The following is a 17,287-nucleotide window of genomic DNA, read 5'->3' on the forward strand; positions in this document are numbered from 1 at the left end:
GTGGTGCACATGAAAAAAGATCAGCTCAATGCTCATATCGGAAAGAAACTCCGGGAGGTTAGAAACAGAAAAGGTTTCAGTCTTGATGAAACAGCAGAGCGGACAGGAGTCAGTAAACCAATGCTTGGACAAATGGAGCGCGGGGTTTCCAATCCAACCGTAGGGACTCTCTGGAAGATAGCCGACGGCCTGCAGGTCCCTTTTACAACATTTGTAGAAGTAGAACGTCCCCCCGCTGCAAAAATCAGTTATGATGAATTGGAAATACTGGAAGGGGAACGGGGAGGATTCGATGTAAAGCCTGTATTTTCCAAAGACAGCCACACGCCATTTGAAGTGTTCTATGTCGATTTGTCCCCGAACCGTCACTATTATTCCGATGCCCACCAGGAAGGGGTGGAGGAATATATTTTTCTTAATAAAGGAGAGCTTTGTGTTGTCGTCGGCAGCGATACATTTCATTTGCAGCAGGGAGATGCTCTTCGTTTTGAAGCAGACTTTGACCACGGTTACATCAATGAAACAAAAGAAACGGTGCACTTTATGATGATCATCTACTATTCGTAAAAATGTGTTAGTTCACGCCTGTTGATTTACCATATAAAGGAATGGGAAAGGGTTCTATGAGGAGGGGGGATCTGTGATCAAAGCATGTATCCTCTTTCTTTTTCGTTGGACGGAGCCGTCTGCCCGACTCCAGCGGGAGAAGCGTCAGCCGAAGATCACCGGAGGCTCATACGAGGTGAGTCAGATCGGCGTTGGCACAGGACGTGCCGAACTTAGCCGATCCTCCTTTACCACGATATAGCTGAGGCGACGCCCGCGGAAAGCGGGCAGGAAAGGCGGAGTCTAACGAATCGAATCCTATATTTGGAAATAAACAGCCGTGGTGTCAGTTAGAAGCGGAACCCGTACCGTTTGGAGACAACATCATAGAACCCAAGAGAGTTGTACAGTGCTTTGGTTGCTGCGTTACTGACCCCGGTTTCCAGTTCAATCCCTTTAATGCCCTGGTTTTCGGCCCAGTATATAATTTTCAGTAGAAGATTTTTGGCTATACCTTGGTTACGGTGTTCTTTATGTACGTATAAATCATTCAGCCAGATATAATAACCGCCTTTCTCAAGGGAAATGCTGAGGTTGAAAAAAGCTGCTCCAACAACAGCACCGTCAGATTCAGCGACAAAAATATGGGCGCCTGAGTGTTCTTGAAGGGTGAGATGGATGGATTCTTTTAATAATTCGCAGGCATTATCCCGCCCGATGGAAGCCATCTGCTCCATCAGCAGATCCGTCACTTCTTCGCGCAGGCTTTCCGGTGCATTTTTAGGTATTTCGTAAATGTTCATGAGTCAGGTCTCCTCCTTTACCTGTATTATTTCTGTTTTTCAAATTTTTTCTTATCGGTCAAATGGAGGCGCTCCTCCAAATAAACAGCAATCCCTTCGTCTTCATTGCTGTATGTCACTTCTGCCGCTGCCTGTTTCGCTTCCGGTGAAGCATTTCCCATAGCAACGCCGCTTCCTGCTTCGGACAGCATTTCAATGTCGTTATCCTCGTCACCAAAAGCAATCACATCATCCAGCGTCAGCCCGCAGTAACGAGCTGCTTTCTCAAGGCCCGCTGCTTTATTGTTGCCTGTACTGATAATTTCAATCATGTGATGCGGCGCCCCCCAGGATCGTTGTTCAATCCCCTGCGCGTGTTCTCCGGAGATGAGGTGACGGAGCTCCTCGGCATGCTCCAGTTTCGGGTAGACAAGAAGAGAAGTGGGGCCGCTCTTAAGCAGTGTCTTCAGATCACCGCACGCTGCAGGATCCGTGTGGAGTGCGAACATATCAAGAAATGTTTCATCATAGTCGTGGAGGAACACATCATCCACCACTTCCGCCATCATATTATTTACCTGAAATGCCTTACACGTATCAATAATGGTTTTTGCCGTTTCCAGATCAAGCGGAGAATGGTAAGTCTGAAAAGAAGCGTCCCCCGGGTGATGTACATACGCCCCGTTGAAATTAACGATAGGAGTGTCCAGGCCAAGCTGCTGGTAATACATTTTACTGGCCCGGTAAGGCCTTCCGGTAGCAATCGCAATGAGGTGCCCCATTTTTTTTGCTTCCTGGAGCGTTTTGTACGTTCTGGTCGAGATGGTCTTGTCTTCTTTCAGCAGGGTGCCGTCTAAATCCAGTACAATTAAATGTTTTTCCATGGCGCTTACCCTCGCCTTTCTGTCAGGAAGTCACTGCTGCTCCAAAGTCTTGTTCCATGCCTGTTGATTTACCATATAAAGGAACGGGGAAGGGTTCTATGAGGAGGGTGCATCTGTGATCAAAGCATCTATCCCCCTTTCTTTTTCGTTGGACGGAGCCGTCTGCCCGACTCCAGCAGGAGAAGCGTCAGCCGAAGATCACCGGAGGCTCATACGAGGTGAGTCAGATCGGCGCCCGGCAGGACGTGCCGAACTTAGCCGATCCTCCTTTACCACGATATAGCTGAGGCGACGCCTGCGGAAAGCGGGCAGGAAAGGCGGAGTCCGACGAAACGCTTCCTATATTTGCATAATCAACAGCCGTGGTCTTGTTCATCAGATTGTAAGAAATAACTTAAAAATGTACCATGAATCATGAGTATAATGCGCCTCAAATATGCTAATATGATGAAAAGAGTGTGCGTGTCCTATTTTACTTCAGCTGGCGTTGAAATGAAAGTTTCTGCTTAAATTGAAGAAGAAGGAGGTGGACGGCAATCGCGGATTTTTTTTCGACCTATTCTTTTCGTGCGTTGTGGACTCCGGAACTTATAGTCGTTCTGGCTCTTACAGCTTTCATTTATTACAGTATAATTTTGAAAAAAAGGCATAATTTCAAAGGAACGGACAAGTATTTTGTCCGCCGGAATATATACTTTCTGCTTGGTTTGGCTGCTTTGTATCTCGGTTGGGGCAGTCCATTGTATGTAGCAGGTCACTCTATTATTACACTCCATATGACACAGATGGTATTCGCCTACTTTGCAGCGGTGCCGTTGTTCATTCTCGCGATTCCGAAATGGCTCCTGCAATCAGGAATCGATTGGTGGAGGAAAAAAGCGGAATGGATCTACCGTGTTTTGCTGCACCCGGTTATTGGTTTGATTACATTCAATGCTTTGTTTTCTTTTTATCATATTCCCGTCGTTTTTGATGAAGTGATGCAGGCGCCGGTGATTCACAGTCTTTATCAGGGAGCGCTGTTTGCCTCCGCTTGGCTGATGTGGTGGCACATGCTTTCACCGCTTCCATCCGGATATAAGCTCCCGGACCTGCGCCGGATTGTCTACATTTTTGCAAACGGTATTCTGATCACACCGGCCTGCGCGATGATTATTTTTGCAGGCAGCCCGCTTTATGAAACGTATACGAATCCTGCTGTATGGTCGGAAGTAATGGCCTACTGCCTGCCGCCGGGCACTTCACCTCCGACATCGATGATGAATGACGGGGCAGGCACGATGTCGTTTCTGGATGCTCATTCTGATCAGCAGCTGGCCGGGGTGGTTATGAAGATATCGCAGGAATTGGTGTATGTCACAACCATTGGATATGTATTCAAACAGTGGCTTGCCAAAGAACAGCCGAAAGAGGGAGAATGGACCATCAGCGATATCCCGGCCGATACAGATCATTTAAAATGAGAAAGTTTGAAAGAAGGGTGAAGCGATGAAGCGTATCATGCTATTGGCAGGTGCAGGGCTTTTGCTGGCGGTGCTTGGCGGCTGCGGCTGGTTGTATCAGATCGGCCAGCCGCAGGGAGCTCAGAATGGCAGCAGTTTGACGGACGCAGACCTGTCCCTCCCCTCCTTTTCCTTTACAAACCAGGACGGGGAAACAGTGACAAACGAGGATCTTCAAGGGGAGTACGTGATTGCTGATATGATTTTCACGAACTGTCCGACCGTCTGTAATACGATGACCCCGAATATGCTCAACCTGCAGGGTCAGATTGAACAAGCAGGACTGGAAGACGTAAGAATGGTGTCATTCACAGTTGATCCAAAACGCGACGATCCGGAGACATTAACGAAGTACGGCCAAAACTACGGGGCCGATTTCAGCAACTGGGATTTTCTCACCGGCTATTCGGTGGAAGAAATCAAACAGTTATCGAAGAATTCCTTTCTAAGTGCATTGAACCAGGATACCGGTGACCAAAATATTATCCATGCAACCGCCTTTTTCCTTATTGACCCAAAAGGGAATGTCGTAAGAAAATACGATGGTCTGGAAAACGACACAGAACCTATACTGGATGACCTGAAACGTTTGACGCCCGTTAATCGGTAACATTTGTACAGAAAGGAGGTGGGAACGTGCGGTCACTGAAGAAATATACCGGGTTCCTTGTGATGACGGTGTTGGCAGTTTTGGCTGCCGCTGCCTGCGGACAGGAAGAAGGCGGTGGTGAGATGTCGCTGGATAACGAAAACTGGGAATCTGTCAACCTCGCAGATAAAGAAAACCCTACTGTGCTTTTTCATTTCACCGGTGTCAATTGAAGCCACTGTGTTTCGCAGCTCGTGCAGCTGCAGGAGAATATGGAATTGTTTGAAGACATGGAAGCTGATATTTATACCATCAGCAATGATTCCCCGGAAGCACATAAAGAATTAAAAGAGCAGATGGGTTTTACCTTTACCATGTTGTCTGATGCTTCCCTTGATGTTGTAGAAAAAGCCGATATGGCCGGAGAAGGAATGTCGGTAAGAGGCTACTCGGTCTTTAATGGAGACGGAGAGCTCATCACATCACAAGAAGATGATTTATGGGGAACGAACATTGAAAGCACTGCTGAAAAAATAAAGAATGCATTAAATTAAACAGAAGCTGGCCCCGTAACATGGGACCAGCTCTTTTTTGGTTTGACGGGAATACTTTCATTACAGGAAGTCTAAGCTTATCTTCATAAGAATGACTTTTCCCGCGCTGCGCATTTTATACCACGTTGTGTATATACATACATTTATGCGCAAAAAGACCATTAAGGTAAAAAGCTTAAATAACATTGCCAGGGCGGATACCGAATCATTGAAAAATGAGTATAGAAAAATATAAAAATACAGTTGCATTAATATATATTCACACTTATAATAATAAGAAAAGAGGATGTATAAAGATAAAACGAGGTGCAAGTTTATGAAAGCAGCGATCGTGGGAGCAACTGGATACGGAGGAATAGAATTAATACGCCTGCTTCACAGTCATCCTGATATAGAGAGCATGACCGTATTCTCTTCTTCTCAGGAAGGGAAACAGATGGCGGAAAGTTATCCTCATGTCACAGGTATTGTAGAACTCACCCTGAAAGATATCGAACCAGAAAGGCTGAAGGAACACGATGTCGTATTTCTATCTACGCCACCCGGGGTGTCCGCTGAACTAAGCGCAACATTGAATGGTGGAGTCAGAATAATTGATCTTTCCGGAGATCTCCGGTTAAAGAATGCGGATACTTACCGCCATTGGTATGGACGGGAAAGTGCACCGGACGCTCTTCTTCAGGAAGCGGTATATGGATTGACCGAATGGCATAGAGAAGAAGTCCGTACAGCGGGACTGCTTTCCAATCCGGGATGCTACGCGACCACGGTGCTAACAGGCATTCTGCCGCTTATACAAAAACAGGCTGCAGAAGCAGGTGACTTGATTATAGATGCAAAATCGGGAACGACAGGAGCAGGACGCTCTCCATCGGCGATGACGCATTTCAGTGAAATGAACGACAACCTTAAAATTTACAAAGTCAATGAGCATAAACATACACCTGAGATGGAACAGGAACTTACACGTTTCAGTGGAAAGGAAGCCCCCGTTACATTCAGTCCTCATCTTGTGCCAATGACACGCGGCATTATGGCGACAATGTACGTTCCGCTGTCACCAGGGTGGCAGCAAAAGGACCTGGAGAATCTGTTTGAACAGTGTTACAGAAACAGTCCTTTCGTAAGGATTCGAAAAGACGGGGCGCTGCCGTTCACAAAAGAGGTGTATGGGACCAATTACTGTGATATAGGCTTTACTGTGGATGAACGCACCGGGCGCGCCACTATTGTTTCTGTCATTGATAATTTAATGAAAGGTGCCTCCGGCCAGGCCGTCCAGAATATGAATCTGATGTTCGGCTTTCCGGAGACCAGAGGACTTGACTATATTCCAATGTATCCATAGCCAGCATGTCATTAATAGATTAACAGGGGAGAGAGAAGCATGGGAACGGTATACAAAACCGAAAACATTACAGAAATAAGCGGTGGAAGCATTATCACCCCGAAAGGTTTTAAAGCAGCAGGCATTCATACGCAGGTGAAGCGGAAACGAAATGATCTTGGGGCCATTCTGTGTGATGTGCCGGCTTCGAGTGCAGCTGTCTATACGTTAAACAAAATACAGGCCGCTCCCCTGCAGGTAACAAAAGAAAGTATCGCCGAAGAAGGGAAACTGCGCGCCATTATTATTAACAGCGGAAATGCCAATGCCTGTACCGGAGAGGAAGGACTGCAGGACGCTTATACGATGCGCAGCGCAGCGGCAGAAACGTTTCAGCTCCCGGTCCACCAAGTGGCTGTGAACTCTACCGGCGTCATCGGTGAACGACTTTCGATGGACAAAATTGTGCCGGGCATCCAGGAGTTGCAGCCCATGCCCGCCTTTAAAGATGCGGACCAGTTCAATGAAGCTATCATGACGACCGATACGGTGAAAAAGCATGCCTGCTTTCAAACGACGATTGATCATACACAGGTCACGTTCGGCGGCGCCGCCAAAGGGTCCGGCATGATTCATCCCAACATGGCTACCATGCTCGGTTTTGTCACAACAGATGCTGTAATCGAGCCGGAGTATCTTCAGCAGGCTTTGTCGGAAGTGACCAACAGAACATTCAACTGTATTACAGTAGACGGCGATACGTCGACCAATGATAATGTGATTGTGATGGCGAGCGGACATGCGGGAAATGAACCGTTGACCCCGTCCCACCCGGAATGGGATACGTTCCTTCACGGCCTGCAGATCACCTGCGAGGAACTTGCCCAAAAAATAGCCCGGGACGGAGAAGGAGCTACGAAACTGGTAGAGGTGAAAGTGGACGGAGCACTGAATGATCATGAAGCAGCAAAGGCTGCGAAACAGATTGTCGGAAGTGACCTGGTGAAGACAGCCATTTACGGCACCGATGCCAACTGGGGCCGGATTATCGTTGCCCTTGGATACAGCGGTGTAGACCTGGACCCGGAAGCCATAGACATTTCTCTCGGTCCGATTAAAACATTAGAAAACAGTCGTCCTGTCTCCTTTTCGGAAGAAGATGCCAAAGCGTATCTTGAAAAGGAAGAAATAACCATTAAGGTGAATCTGCATTCAGGAAGCGGATCCGGAAAAGCCTGGGGATGTGATCTCAGTTATGAGTATGTCAGAATAAACGCCGGTTACCGGACGTGATGCAGGAAGGAGGAAGCGGGATGAAACATGTTATTGTCCTTAAGTGCGGAGGTTCCACTCTTGAGAATCTAAAGGCGGATTTTTTTGAAAGCATAGCAGCTATGCAGAAGAAAGGACTGCACCCTGTCATCGTTCACGGCGGCGGGCCTGCAATTAACCGCAGATTAGAAAAAGACCATGTTCCCACCGAATTTGTGGAAGGTCTTAGAAAGACAACACCTCAAGTGCTGGAAGCAGTAGAAAAAGCATTGACAGGCGAAGTGCGCCGCAAACTGGTGCAGGCCCTTGAAGAGAGCGGTGCCCCGGCACACGGAGTCACAGGTAGTGAGAATGACCTGCTTCAGGCTTCCCCGGTGGATGTAGAGACCCTGGGACTTGTCGGAGCCGTTGACACTGTTCATACAAAACGGCTGGAAGAGCTTATAGAAAGTGGCTGTATTCCTGTCATCGCTCCCATCGCTTCCTCTGAAAGTCACGGCCGGCTGAATGTGAATGCCGACGCTGCTGCTGCCGCTGTGGCAACAGCGCTTGGAGCCGGAGAACTGGTTTTTGTTACGGATGTAGACGGTGTACTGCGGGACGGCAGGCTGGAAGAAACACTTACAGAGTCATCTGTCACAAAATACATCGATCAAGGTATTATTTACGGTGGGATGATACCGAAAGTTAAAGCCGCAGCCGCGTGCCTCAAAGGATCCATTAATAAAGTAACCATCGCCAACGGAAACGGAAAAAACAAGAATGAAGATGGAACTTTGAAAGGGACGACCGTTGTAAAAGAACCTACTTCAACCGATCATAAGATAGAGATGCTGGATAACTAGGAGGGGCAGCAATGGAAAATCAGGAAGATACCGTCTGGGCAGACGAAGAGTTATTTCCAACCTACAAACGGTGGGATGTAACATTTGCGAAGGCAGAAGATACTACAATTACGGACACAAACGGAAAGACGTACCAGGATTTCATGGCCGGTATTGGAGTCGTCAATCTCGGACACAGTCATCCCTATGTCGTGCAGGCAGTGGAAAAACAGCTGCATGAGGGCTGGCATGCGTCGAACTTTTTCCACTACAATCAGCAGCAGGAAGCAGCGCATCTTTTGACATCACACTCATGCGGGGATCTTGTTTTCTTTGCAAACAGCGGGGCGGAAGCTAATGAAGCTGCCATTAAGCTGGCAAGAAAACATACAGGCCGCAAAAAAATCATCAGTTTTGTCCAGTCTTTTCACGGCAGAACATTCGGGAGCATGGCCGCTACCGGACAGACAGCGGTTCAGGAAGGATTCGGACCGATGCCGGAAGGGTTTGTCCGGCTTCCTTTCAATGACGTGAGTGAACTGGAGAAAGCCATTGATGAAGACACCGCTGCTGTACTGATTGAAATGGTCCAGGGAGAAGGCGGAGTACGTCCGGCTGATCAAGCGTTTGTCACGGCGGTGGAAGAAAAGGTGAAAAAAAGTGGAGGACTGCTTGTCTGCGATGAAATTCAGACCGGCATCGGCCGCACCGGCACTCTTTTTGCCCACGAACAATACGAAATCGAGCCGGACATCATAACAAGTGCTAAAGGACTTGGGAACGGGTTTCCGGTAGGTGCGATGATCGGAAAACAGTTTTTGAAAGAATCTTTTGGACCAGGCAGCCATGGCACAACATTCGGTGGGAACCCGCTGGCGATGGCGGCTGTCAAAGCGACGCTGCAGACACTCTTTGAAGAAAAGTGGATAAAAGCGGCAGCCGCAAAGGGAGAACGATTCCTGAACGAACTCGACCAGGAGCTCCGTTCTCTTCCGGTTGTCAAAGACGTCAGAGGCATGGGAATGATGGCTGGAGTAGAATTGACAGAGTCATCAGCACCCGTTATTAAGGAACTTCGGGATAAAGGGATGCTTGTTATTGGAGCGGGGCCGAATGTCATCCGTATGCTTCCTCCTCTGACAATGAAAGAAGAAACGCTTCTGGAGGGTGTTCAGGATATCAAAGAAGCCCTTTCTTCCATACAGTCATAGATTATAAGCAGGATTTGAGGAGGATTTGTATCAATGAAGGGATATATAAAGCTCGAAAATGAGGAACTATTTGAAGGTACGATTGAAACAGAAGAGCAGCAGGACATTTACGGAGAAATTGTCTTTTTCACCGGAATGACCGGTTATCAGGAAGTGATGACGGATCCGTCTTTTTATGGTCAGATTGTCGTTTTTACTTATCCCCTCATCGGAAATTACGGGTGGAACCCGTCGGACTATGAAAGTCATCATCCGCAGCCGGCCGGTTTAGTTATAAGCGAAGCCTCCCCGGATGCTTTTCATTACGAAGCCGAACAGACAATAAAAGAAGCCGCAGAACATGCAGGGATTCCACTCGTCACAGGTGTCGACACCAGGACACTCGTGAAAAATATCCGGGAGAAAGGGGATATGGGAGCCGTTATTACGACATCTCCTGCCAAAGCAGATCCCGGGAGTTATGAACCAATCGGCAGTAAAATGCTGATAGATGACGTAACAGTTCAGGCTCCTGAAACAATCGGGAGTGGAGAAGAGCACATTGTACTGCTGGATTTTGGATATAAACATTCCATGGCGCATCGTTTAAAAGAAAAAGGATGCAAGGTGACTGTTGTACCATATGACACGGATCAGAGAGAAATTGCGTCTCTTCATCCGGACGGTCTGCTGTTTTCCAACGGACCGGGGAACCCGAAACAGCTTCATCATCTTCTGGATCATTACCGTGAACTCTCCCGGCTGTACCCGAGTCTTGGTATATGTATGGGACACCAGCTGCTTGCCCTTGCATACGGCGCCGATACTGAAAAGCTCCGCTTTGGGCACCGCGGGGCGAATCAGCCGGTACAAGACACCACAACGGGCAGAGTGTTCATGACGTCACAGAATCACAGTTATGTAGTGAAGGAAGATTCTCTTCCCGCTGGTGAATTCGCCGTGCGTTTCAAAAATATTAATGATCAGTCCATTGAAGGGCTGTCTCACACATCACGTGATATTACGACGGTTCAGTTCCACCCTGAAGCTCATCCGGGACCTGCTGACAGCGAAGAAATACTGGACCAGTTCCTTGAACATCTGAAGAACAAAGGGAGAGAAAAAACCTATGCCTAAAGATACAACGATAGAGAAAGTGCTTGTCATCGGATCCGGGCCGATTGTTATCGGTCAGGCGGCTGAATTTGATTATTCCGGAACCCAGGCTTGTCTGGCACTGCGTGAAGAAGGAATCGAGGTCATTTTGGTAAACAATAATCCTGCAACGGTCATGACCGATGAAGCCTGTGCCGATAAAGTCTATTTCGAACCGCTTACAGTCGAATCTGTGGAAAAGATCATACAGAAAGAAAAACCTGACGGACTGCTTGCCACACTCGGTGGTCAAACCGGGTTGAACCTTGCCTTTTCTCTTGAAGATGAAGGCATTTTCGAAAAATACAGCCTGAAGCTGCTGGGGACACCGGTAAGTTCCATCAAGCAGGGAGAAGACCGGGAGGCATTCCGCGGGCTTATGCATGAACTGGGTGAGCCTGTTCCAGAGAGCGACATCGTGGAAAAAGAGGAAGAAGCGCTGCAGTTTGCCAAAACGGCAGGTTATCCGATTATTGTACGTCCTGCCTATACGCTTGGAGGCGGCGGAGGAGGTATCGCTTATAATGAAGAAGAACTCCGCTATATCATTGGCGGCGGTCTTGAAGCAAGCCCCATACACCAGTGCCTCGTTGAAAAAAGTATCGCCGGGTTCAAAGAAGTGGAGTACGAAGTCATGCGTGATGCCAATGACACCTGTATTACAGTATGCAACATGGAAAACATTGATCCGGTCGGTGTTCATACAGGGGATTCCATCGTAACGGCTCCGTCCCAGACATTGACGGACGTAGAGTATCAAATGCTGCGGGCTTCTTCACTGAAAGTAATCCGCGCCCTTGGTATTGTAGGCGGATGTAATATTCAATTTGCTCTGGATCCACACAGCAAATCATATTATTTAATCGAAGTGAATCCGCGGGTCAGCCGGTCTTCGGCTCTTGCTTCCAAGGCTACCGGGTATCCTATTGCGCGTATGGCAGCGAAAATCAGCGTCGGCTATCATCTGCATGAACTGCTGAATCCGGTAACCGGACATACGTATGCCAGTTTTGAACCGGCGCTGGATTATGTGGTCGTCAAATTTCCGCGGTGGCCGTTTGATAAATTCGTTCATGCCGACAAACAGCTCGGCACACAGATGAAAGCTACCGGAGAAGTCATGGCGATAGAACGAAACCTTGAAGCGGCTATGCAGAAAGCGGTTCGTTCACTGGAAATTAAAACGACGGGACTTGAAGTCCCAGGGATGAACAAAAAAGAAAAAGATACCCTTTACGCGGAATTGAACCGCCAGGATGATCAACGCTTTTTTATCCTGCTGGAGCTTCTCCGCAGAGGAGAAACAACCCTTGAGCTTCACCGCCTCACCGGCATCGACCTGTTCTTCCTGCGCTCGTTTGAGAAACTCGTATCACTGGAAAATGACATCCGCAGCAAAGCCTGGGAAAATGTAACGAAAGAACAGTTATATACTTGGAAAAAGGCAGGCTTTACCGACGGATGGATGGCTCTTCAGTGGAATGTAGATCCGGCTGCGGTGTACCGCAAACGCAAGCAGTGGAATCTGATGCCGTCCTATCACATGGTGGATACGTGCGCAGCCGAGTTCACGGCGGAAACTCCTTACTACTATTCCAGCTGGTATACAGAAGGAGACGAAAAAAAGGAAACCGGTAAACCGAAACTGCTCATTGCCGGGTCCGGTCCCATCCGGATCGGGCAGGGAATAGAATTTGATTACTGCTCGGTACATGGTGCAATGGAAGTGCAGAAAGCAGGGTTTGAAGCGGTCATTGTCAATAACAATCCTGAAACCGTAAGTACTGATTTTGAGATGGCTGATCATTTGTATTTTGAACCGCTCACCCCGGAAGATGTGATACATGTTGCTGAAACAGAGCAGGTGGAAGGAATCATTGTGCAGCTTGGCGGACAGACTGGTATTTCGCTCACCGAAGAACTGGAAAAGGCAGGCTGGAAGGTGCTCGGAACATCTTCGGATACCATCGACCAACTTGAAGACCGCGGTCGTTTTTACGAGTTTATGAATGAGGTGGGGGTACCTCACATTCCAGGAAAAACGGCTTATAACCAGGAAGATGTCATAGAAAAAGCTGCACAGATCGGATATCCGGTCCTGGTCCGCCCGTCTTATGTCATCGGAGGACAGGGCATGGCTGTTCGTACAACGGAAGCAGAGCTGCTTGAATACCTTAATGACAGTGGAAAAGAAGTGGAGTATCCTGTACTTATTGACGCCTACCTGCCGGGTACGGAGCTCGAGGTGGATGTGCTCACTGATGGAACAGATATTTTCATCCCGGGGGTTTTTGAGCATGTGGAACGGGCGGGAGTGCACTCCGGTGACTCGATGGCTGTCACGCCGCCTTTTTCCATATCACTGGAAGTGAAACAAAAACTCGCAGCGTACACCGAAAGAATTGCCAAAGGAATGGATTTTAAAGGAATCTTTAACATTCAATTTGTTTATGACGGAGATGCCCTCTATGTTATAGAGATTAATCCGCGCGCATCCCGGACCGTTCCGATTTTTTCAAAAGTGACGGGCATTCACATGGTGGAAGGTGCAGTGGAAATGTTTCTTGGAACGCCGCTTAAAGAATGGAGCAATGGACGGACCGGCCTGCATACAGAGACGTCATATTACACCGTGAAAGCACCGGTCTTTTCCAACGACAGGCTTCCTGGTATTGACCCGCTTTTGGAAGCGGAAATGAAATCGACCGGGGAACTGATCAGTATCGCTCGGGATAAGGATGAAGCATTTAATAAGGCGTTTGCCTGGTCGGAAGCGCAGGTACCGGTCCTATTTAAGAAAAAGGGATTGATTTTCTGCGACATTGATGAAACAGTCAGCACCGCCGCTGCTCCGTCTCTGAAAACGCTGGAGGACAAAGGGTATATCATCGTGACCCGTCACGATATGACATTTGAGGAGTGGCTTCATCATCCAGATGCTGTGGCCCTGTTCAGCATTCCAAAAACCGGTTATTCAACAGGAAAAGAGATGCGCCAGGAAGCCCTCAAACAACGGAAAACGATTGTCACCAATTCTGATACGCTGACGGTCATGGTGCAGGCGATGATCGGAACAGCAGAAGAACCCCGTTCAATAGAAGAATGGCTGGAGACAAATACAATGGCTGATGAAGGAGTTTGAAAAATGAATAATGCAGAACGGGTACAACCGTTAAATAACCTTAAAAACAGAGACGTTCTGACGCTGCTGGACTTCACGGCAGAGGAAATACACGATCTGCTTCATCTGGCGGAATCCTTAAAGGAAGACAAAAAATCAAGACCCGTGCACCCCTTGCTCGAAGGGAAATCGCTCGGGATGATTTTTGAAAATGCTTCGACGAGAACAAGAGTCTCTTTTGAAACAGGAATGACGCAGCTTGGAGGACATGCGTTGTTTTTAAGTCCAAGAGATATGCAGATCGGCCGCGGTGAGCCGGTGAAAGATACCGCCAACGTTCTTTCGCGGTATGTAGACGGTATTATGATCCGGACAAACTCTCATGAAACAGTGGAGGAACTGGCAGCTCACGCAGATGTTCCGGTTATCAATGCACTTACGGACGCGTATCACCCCTGCCAGGCTCTGGCTGATTTACTTACAATCAAGGAGCATAAAGGAAAACTCAAAGGATTGAAAACTGCTTTTGTCGGTGATGGCAACAATGTCGCTCATTCTTTTTTGATTGCCTGCCTGAAAGCAGGGATGGAAGCGTCCCTTGCTGTACCAAAAGGGTATGAACCGGATGAAGAAATATGGAAAGAAATCGAAAAGACAGCAAAGCACCATCAGGCGGCCTTGACGCTCACCTATTCTCCGCAGGAGGCGGTGAAAGATGCGGATGTGATCTATACAGATGTGTGGGCCAGTATGGGATTTGAAGAAGAGCAGGGAACACGGGAAAAAGATTTTTCCGGGTTTCAGATTAATGAAACGTTGTGCGCAGACGCTGATCCTTCTTTCCTTTTCATGCACTGTCTGCCAGCACACCGCGGGGAGGAAGTATCAGCCGGGATCATTGACGGCATCCATTCGGTTGTGTATGATGAAGCAGAAAATCGTCTTCATGCTCAGAAGGCGCTGCTTGCTTCCATTATGTAATCAGGAACATGAAAGCTGCTTTGACAGCAACGCTGCTGTTAAGGCAGCTTTTTGAAATGGAAAGGAACGAAACGGTGGCGGTGAAAGTAGGTGGAAAGATGAAATCATTGTATACAGGGGCCTTTATTTTTTGTGTGGTTCTTTTACTTACGTTCAGTATCCTCCGCTATGCAGTAAATACGGGAGAAGGAATGGCTGTTATCGGAGCGCTTCTCATAGCGGTCCTTTCAGAATGGTGGTACCGGAAAAGGTGTTCATAGGCACGACGGGACGAGCATAATTGTCTAAGCAGAGGTGTCTGTATGAAACAGGAAAGGGAGTGGCGGTGTATGCATGGAGCAGGAACCGCGTGGAAAATATGGGTGCTTTGCTCTACGCTGATAGGGTCGGCCCTGCTTATTGGATGTGAAAATCCTGTATCGAGCGAATCCGAAGAAAATCGAGCTGCCCTGCTGCTTGAACATACCATTGATGAGCAGAGCTGGAACCGTAAAGGGTATCAGGGGCTGCTTAAGATTCAGTCGGAGCTTGGAATGGAAGTAAGTTATCATGAGAATATTTCAAACTTGCCGGAGCTGAAAGAAGAAGTAAAACATCTTCACCAAGAAGGAGTGGACCTTGTTTTCGGTCACGGAAAAAGGTTCGGAGACAGGTTTATGAAAATCCAGGAATCGTATCCTGACATTCGTTTTGTCAGTATCAATGGCAGTACCGGCGCCAAAAACGTTACATCGGTCCAGCTTAAAGGGTATGCCATGGGATATTTTGCCGGCAGGCTGGCCGGAGAAATGACCGGAACAGATACCATTGCTGTCATTGCAGCCCGGTCATGGCAGCCGGAAGTCAACGGATTTAAAGAAGGAGCAAAAAGCAGTAAGCCGTCGGTTGAAGTCATATCAACGACAACGGGAAGTTGGAATGATAAAGAGAAAGCGCTTCAGAAACTGCAGAAGGTTACAGAGGAGCATGCTGATATTGTATACCCTGCCGGAAATGGATTTCACGTTGATGTTATAAACAAGGCGAAAGAACAGGGACAAAAAGCAATCGGTTATATAGGGGATCAATCGGACCTTGGAGAAGCGGCTGTACTGACAAGTACGATACAGCATGTGGAAAACGTGTATCGGATGGTTGCTGAAAAGCATCAACAAGGGGAGCTCAAAAACGGGGTGGAAACGTATGGTTTTGAAGAAGGTGCCGTATCTCTCGGCCCTTTCAGTCCGGAAGTTCCCGAAGAACTCCGCCAACAGCTCAACAAAGAAATGGATCATTATAAGAAAACAGGGGAACTACCTGGTGTCCGCAGGGAAACGGGAAACCAGCGGCAGGAGAAAAAGTAACAAAAACATGCACTATTATATTATATATCACGACCTGCCTGTTTTCGGCAGGTTTATCTTATGCTATGAACATCTCTGTATTATGCTGCATTTACTTGAGGAAGACGAACGTCATTTCTGAAGTGGTGTAGTGGACATTCCATATTGGATGATATAAAATTAAAACCAGGTCATAAGATGAAGTGTAAACTCTATAGGTGGTTATCAACCTGTGGTCTTTGAACAAAGAGGAGGAACGATAAATGAAACAATCAGGAATCTGGGGTATGGGCTCATTTACCGAAGGTCGGGTAGTGACAAATACAGAACTGGAAAAAACGCTGGATACAAGTGATGAATGGATTCGGACGAGAACGGGTATTGAAAGAAGAGTGTTCGCCGAGGATGACGTTGACACCTCGGATATGGCATACTATTCATCAATAGAGGCTTTACAGGAAGCAGGCCTGGACGCGTCCGACCTTGATCTGATTCTGGTTGCCACTGTTACGCCCGATTATCCTTTTCCATCGGTTTCTTCCCTGCTGCAGGAGCGGCTTGGTGCTCACAAAGCAGCGGCTATGGATATAGGGGCGGCCTGCGCCGGATTTATATATGGTCTGGCGACAGCGGATCAATTTATCAAAACAGGCATGTATGAGCACATTCTTATTGTTGGAGCGGAGAAACTATCTAAAGCCACTGATATGAATGACCGCAATACAGCTGTACTCTTCGGTGATGGAGCCGGGGCTGCTGTAGTGGGACCAACATCGGAGAGCAGAGGTTTTTTCTCGTTTGAATTAGGTTCCGACGGAAGTGGTGCAATGCATATCCGGCAGGATCCGCAGATTATTATGAATGGGCGTGAAGTGTTTAAGTTCGCTGTCCGGCAAATGGGCGAGTCTTCCATCAATGTATTGGAAAAAGCCGGACTAACCAAAGACGATGTGGATTTTCTCGTGCCGCACCAGGCTAATATCCGCATTATGGAGGCGGCCAGGGAAAGACTGGAACTTCCAAAAGAAAAAATGGCAACCACCGTCCAGTACTACGGAAATACTTCTTCTTCTTCCATACCAATTGCTCTCGTCGAGGAATTAAAAAATGGTAAAATAAAGGACGGAGATCTTGTTGTTATGGTAGGTTTTGGTTCGGGGCTTGTCTGGGGAGCTACAGCAATGCGCTGGGGACGCTGATCCACCAATCAAATCAGAGAAAAGAACGCAGAACAAAGG

Annotated in this window: 17 protein-coding genes and 1 pseudogene; 16 read left to right on the forward strand and 2 right to left on the reverse strand. The window is 47.8% G+C overall.

Annotation, left to right across the window (positions count from 1 at the left end; all coding sequences use genetic code 11):
* Nucleotides 1–9: 9 nt before the first annotated feature.
* Nucleotides 10–567, forward strand: coding sequence for a helix-turn-helix domain-containing protein (locus BM058_RS01760; RefSeq protein WP_177195382.1), 558 nt, complete (start codon nt 10–12; stop codon nt 565–567).
* A 329-nt stretch (nt 568–896) separates the two neighbouring features.
* Here the strand turns inward: BM058_RS01760 and BM058_RS01765 are convergent, their stop codons facing one another.
* Complete coding sequence (locus tag BM058_RS01765) at nt 897–1,349, reverse strand: GNAT family N-acetyltransferase (protein WP_090925325.1); 453 nt, start codon at nt 1,347–1,349, stop codon at nt 897–899.
* A 26-nt stretch (nt 1,350–1,375) separates the two neighbouring features.
* Entirely contained in the window at nt 1,376–2,212 is an 837-nt protein-coding gene (locus BM058_RS01770; RefSeq protein WP_090925326.1) for a Cof-type HAD-IIB family hydrolase, read from the reverse strand.
* A gap of 115 nt (nt 2,213–2,327) precedes the next feature.
* Here BM058_RS01770 and BM058_RS18090 point away from each other — a divergent pair, with 115 nt between their 5' ends.
* The 15 genes and pseudogenes from BM058_RS18090 to BM058_RS01840 all read left to right on the forward strand — a co-directional run bounded on the left by BM058_RS18090 (nt 2,328) and on the right by BM058_RS01840 (nt 17,248).
* Nucleotides 2,328–2,495 carry a hypothetical protein gene (locus tag BM058_RS18090; protein ID WP_177195383.1) on the forward strand — a complete coding sequence of 56 codons (168 nt, stop codon included), beginning with the start codon at nt 2,328–2,330 and terminating at the stop codon, nt 2,493–2,495.
* Between the two features lie 253 nt (nt 2,496–2,748).
* Nucleotides 2,749–3,675, forward strand: coding sequence for a cytochrome c oxidase assembly factor CtaG (gene ctaG / locus BM058_RS01775; RefSeq protein WP_090925327.1), 927 nt, complete (start codon nt 2,749–2,751; stop codon nt 3,673–3,675).
* A gap of 25 nt (nt 3,676–3,700) precedes the next feature.
* Nucleotides 3,701–4,324 carry an SCO family protein gene (locus BM058_RS01780; protein ID WP_090925328.1) on the forward strand — a complete coding sequence of 208 codons (624 nt, stop codon included), beginning with the start codon at nt 3,701–3,703 and terminating at the stop codon, nt 4,322–4,324.
* A gap of 26 nt (nt 4,325–4,350) precedes the next feature.
* Nucleotides 4,351–4,536 carry a hypothetical protein gene (locus BM058_RS01785; RefSeq protein WP_090925329.1) on the forward strand — a complete coding sequence of 62 codons (186 nt, stop codon included), beginning with the start codon at nt 4,351–4,353 and terminating at the stop codon, nt 4,534–4,536.
* Nucleotides 4,537–4,551: 15 nt separating this feature from the next.
* A pseudogene (locus BM058_RS01790) lies at nt 4,552–4,857 on the forward strand (redoxin domain-containing protein); the annotation flags it as partial.
* Nucleotides 4,858–5,173: 316 nt separating this feature from the next.
* Entirely contained in the window at nt 5,174–6,205 is a 1,032-nt protein-coding gene (gene argC, locus BM058_RS01795; RefSeq protein ID WP_090925331.1) for an N-acetyl-gamma-glutamyl-phosphate reductase, read from the forward strand.
* Nucleotides 6,206–6,244: 39 nt separating this feature from the next.
* Nucleotides 6,245–7,477 (forward strand): bifunctional glutamate N-acetyltransferase/amino-acid acetyltransferase ArgJ, encoded by a 1,233-nt coding sequence (gene argJ / locus BM058_RS01800; protein WP_090925332.1) that lies wholly within the window; start codon nt 6,245–6,247, stop codon nt 7,475–7,477.
* Nucleotides 7,478–7,497: 20 nt separating this feature from the next.
* Complete coding sequence (gene argB, locus BM058_RS01805; RefSeq protein ID WP_177195385.1) at nt 7,498–8,301, forward strand: acetylglutamate kinase; 804 nt, start codon at nt 7,498–7,500, stop codon at nt 8,299–8,301.
* Between the two features lie 11 nt (nt 8,302–8,312).
* Nucleotides 8,313–9,491 (forward strand): acetylornithine transaminase, encoded by a 1,179-nt coding sequence (locus BM058_RS01810; RefSeq protein WP_090925334.1) that lies wholly within the window; start codon nt 8,313–8,315, stop codon nt 9,489–9,491.
* A gap of 33 nt (nt 9,492–9,524) precedes the next feature.
* Nucleotides 9,525–10,607, forward strand: coding sequence for a carbamoyl phosphate synthase small subunit (locus tag BM058_RS01815; RefSeq protein ID WP_090925335.1), 1,083 nt, complete (start codon nt 9,525–9,527; stop codon nt 10,605–10,607).
* On the forward strand, nt 10,600–13,767 hold the full coding sequence (locus BM058_RS01820; RefSeq protein WP_090925336.1) for a carbamoyl phosphate synthase large subunit: 3,168 nt from the start codon (nt 10,600–10,602) through the stop codon (nt 13,765–13,767). The genes BM058_RS01815 and BM058_RS01820 overlap by 8 nt, the downstream gene beginning before the upstream one ends.
* A gap of 3 nt (nt 13,768–13,770) precedes the next feature.
* Nucleotides 13,771–14,727 carry an ornithine carbamoyltransferase gene (gene argF / locus BM058_RS01825; RefSeq protein ID WP_090925337.1) on the forward strand — a complete coding sequence of 319 codons (957 nt, stop codon included), beginning with the start codon at nt 13,771–13,773 and terminating at the stop codon, nt 14,725–14,727.
* 8 nt (nt 14,728–14,735) lie between these two features.
* A complete protein-coding gene (locus BM058_RS01830; RefSeq protein WP_090925338.1) occupies nt 14,736–14,987 on the forward strand; it encodes a hypothetical protein in 252 nt (83 codons plus the stop codon).
* A gap of 69 nt (nt 14,988–15,056) precedes the next feature.
* Nucleotides 15,057–16,070 (forward strand): BMP family ABC transporter substrate-binding protein, encoded by a 1,014-nt coding sequence (locus BM058_RS01835; RefSeq protein ID WP_177195386.1) that lies wholly within the window; start codon nt 15,057–15,059, stop codon nt 16,068–16,070.
* A 242-nt stretch (nt 16,071–16,312) separates the two neighbouring features.
* Complete coding sequence (locus BM058_RS01840; protein WP_090925340.1) at nt 16,313–17,248, forward strand: beta-ketoacyl-ACP synthase III; 936 nt, start codon at nt 16,313–16,315, stop codon at nt 17,246–17,248.
* Nucleotides 17,249–17,287 lie beyond the last annotated feature (39 nt).

The sequence above is a fragment of the Salibacterium qingdaonense genome (assembly GCF_900114715.1).
Taxonomy (GTDB): Bacteria; Bacillota; Bacilli; order Bacillales; family Marinococcaceae; genus Salibacterium; species Salibacterium qingdaonense.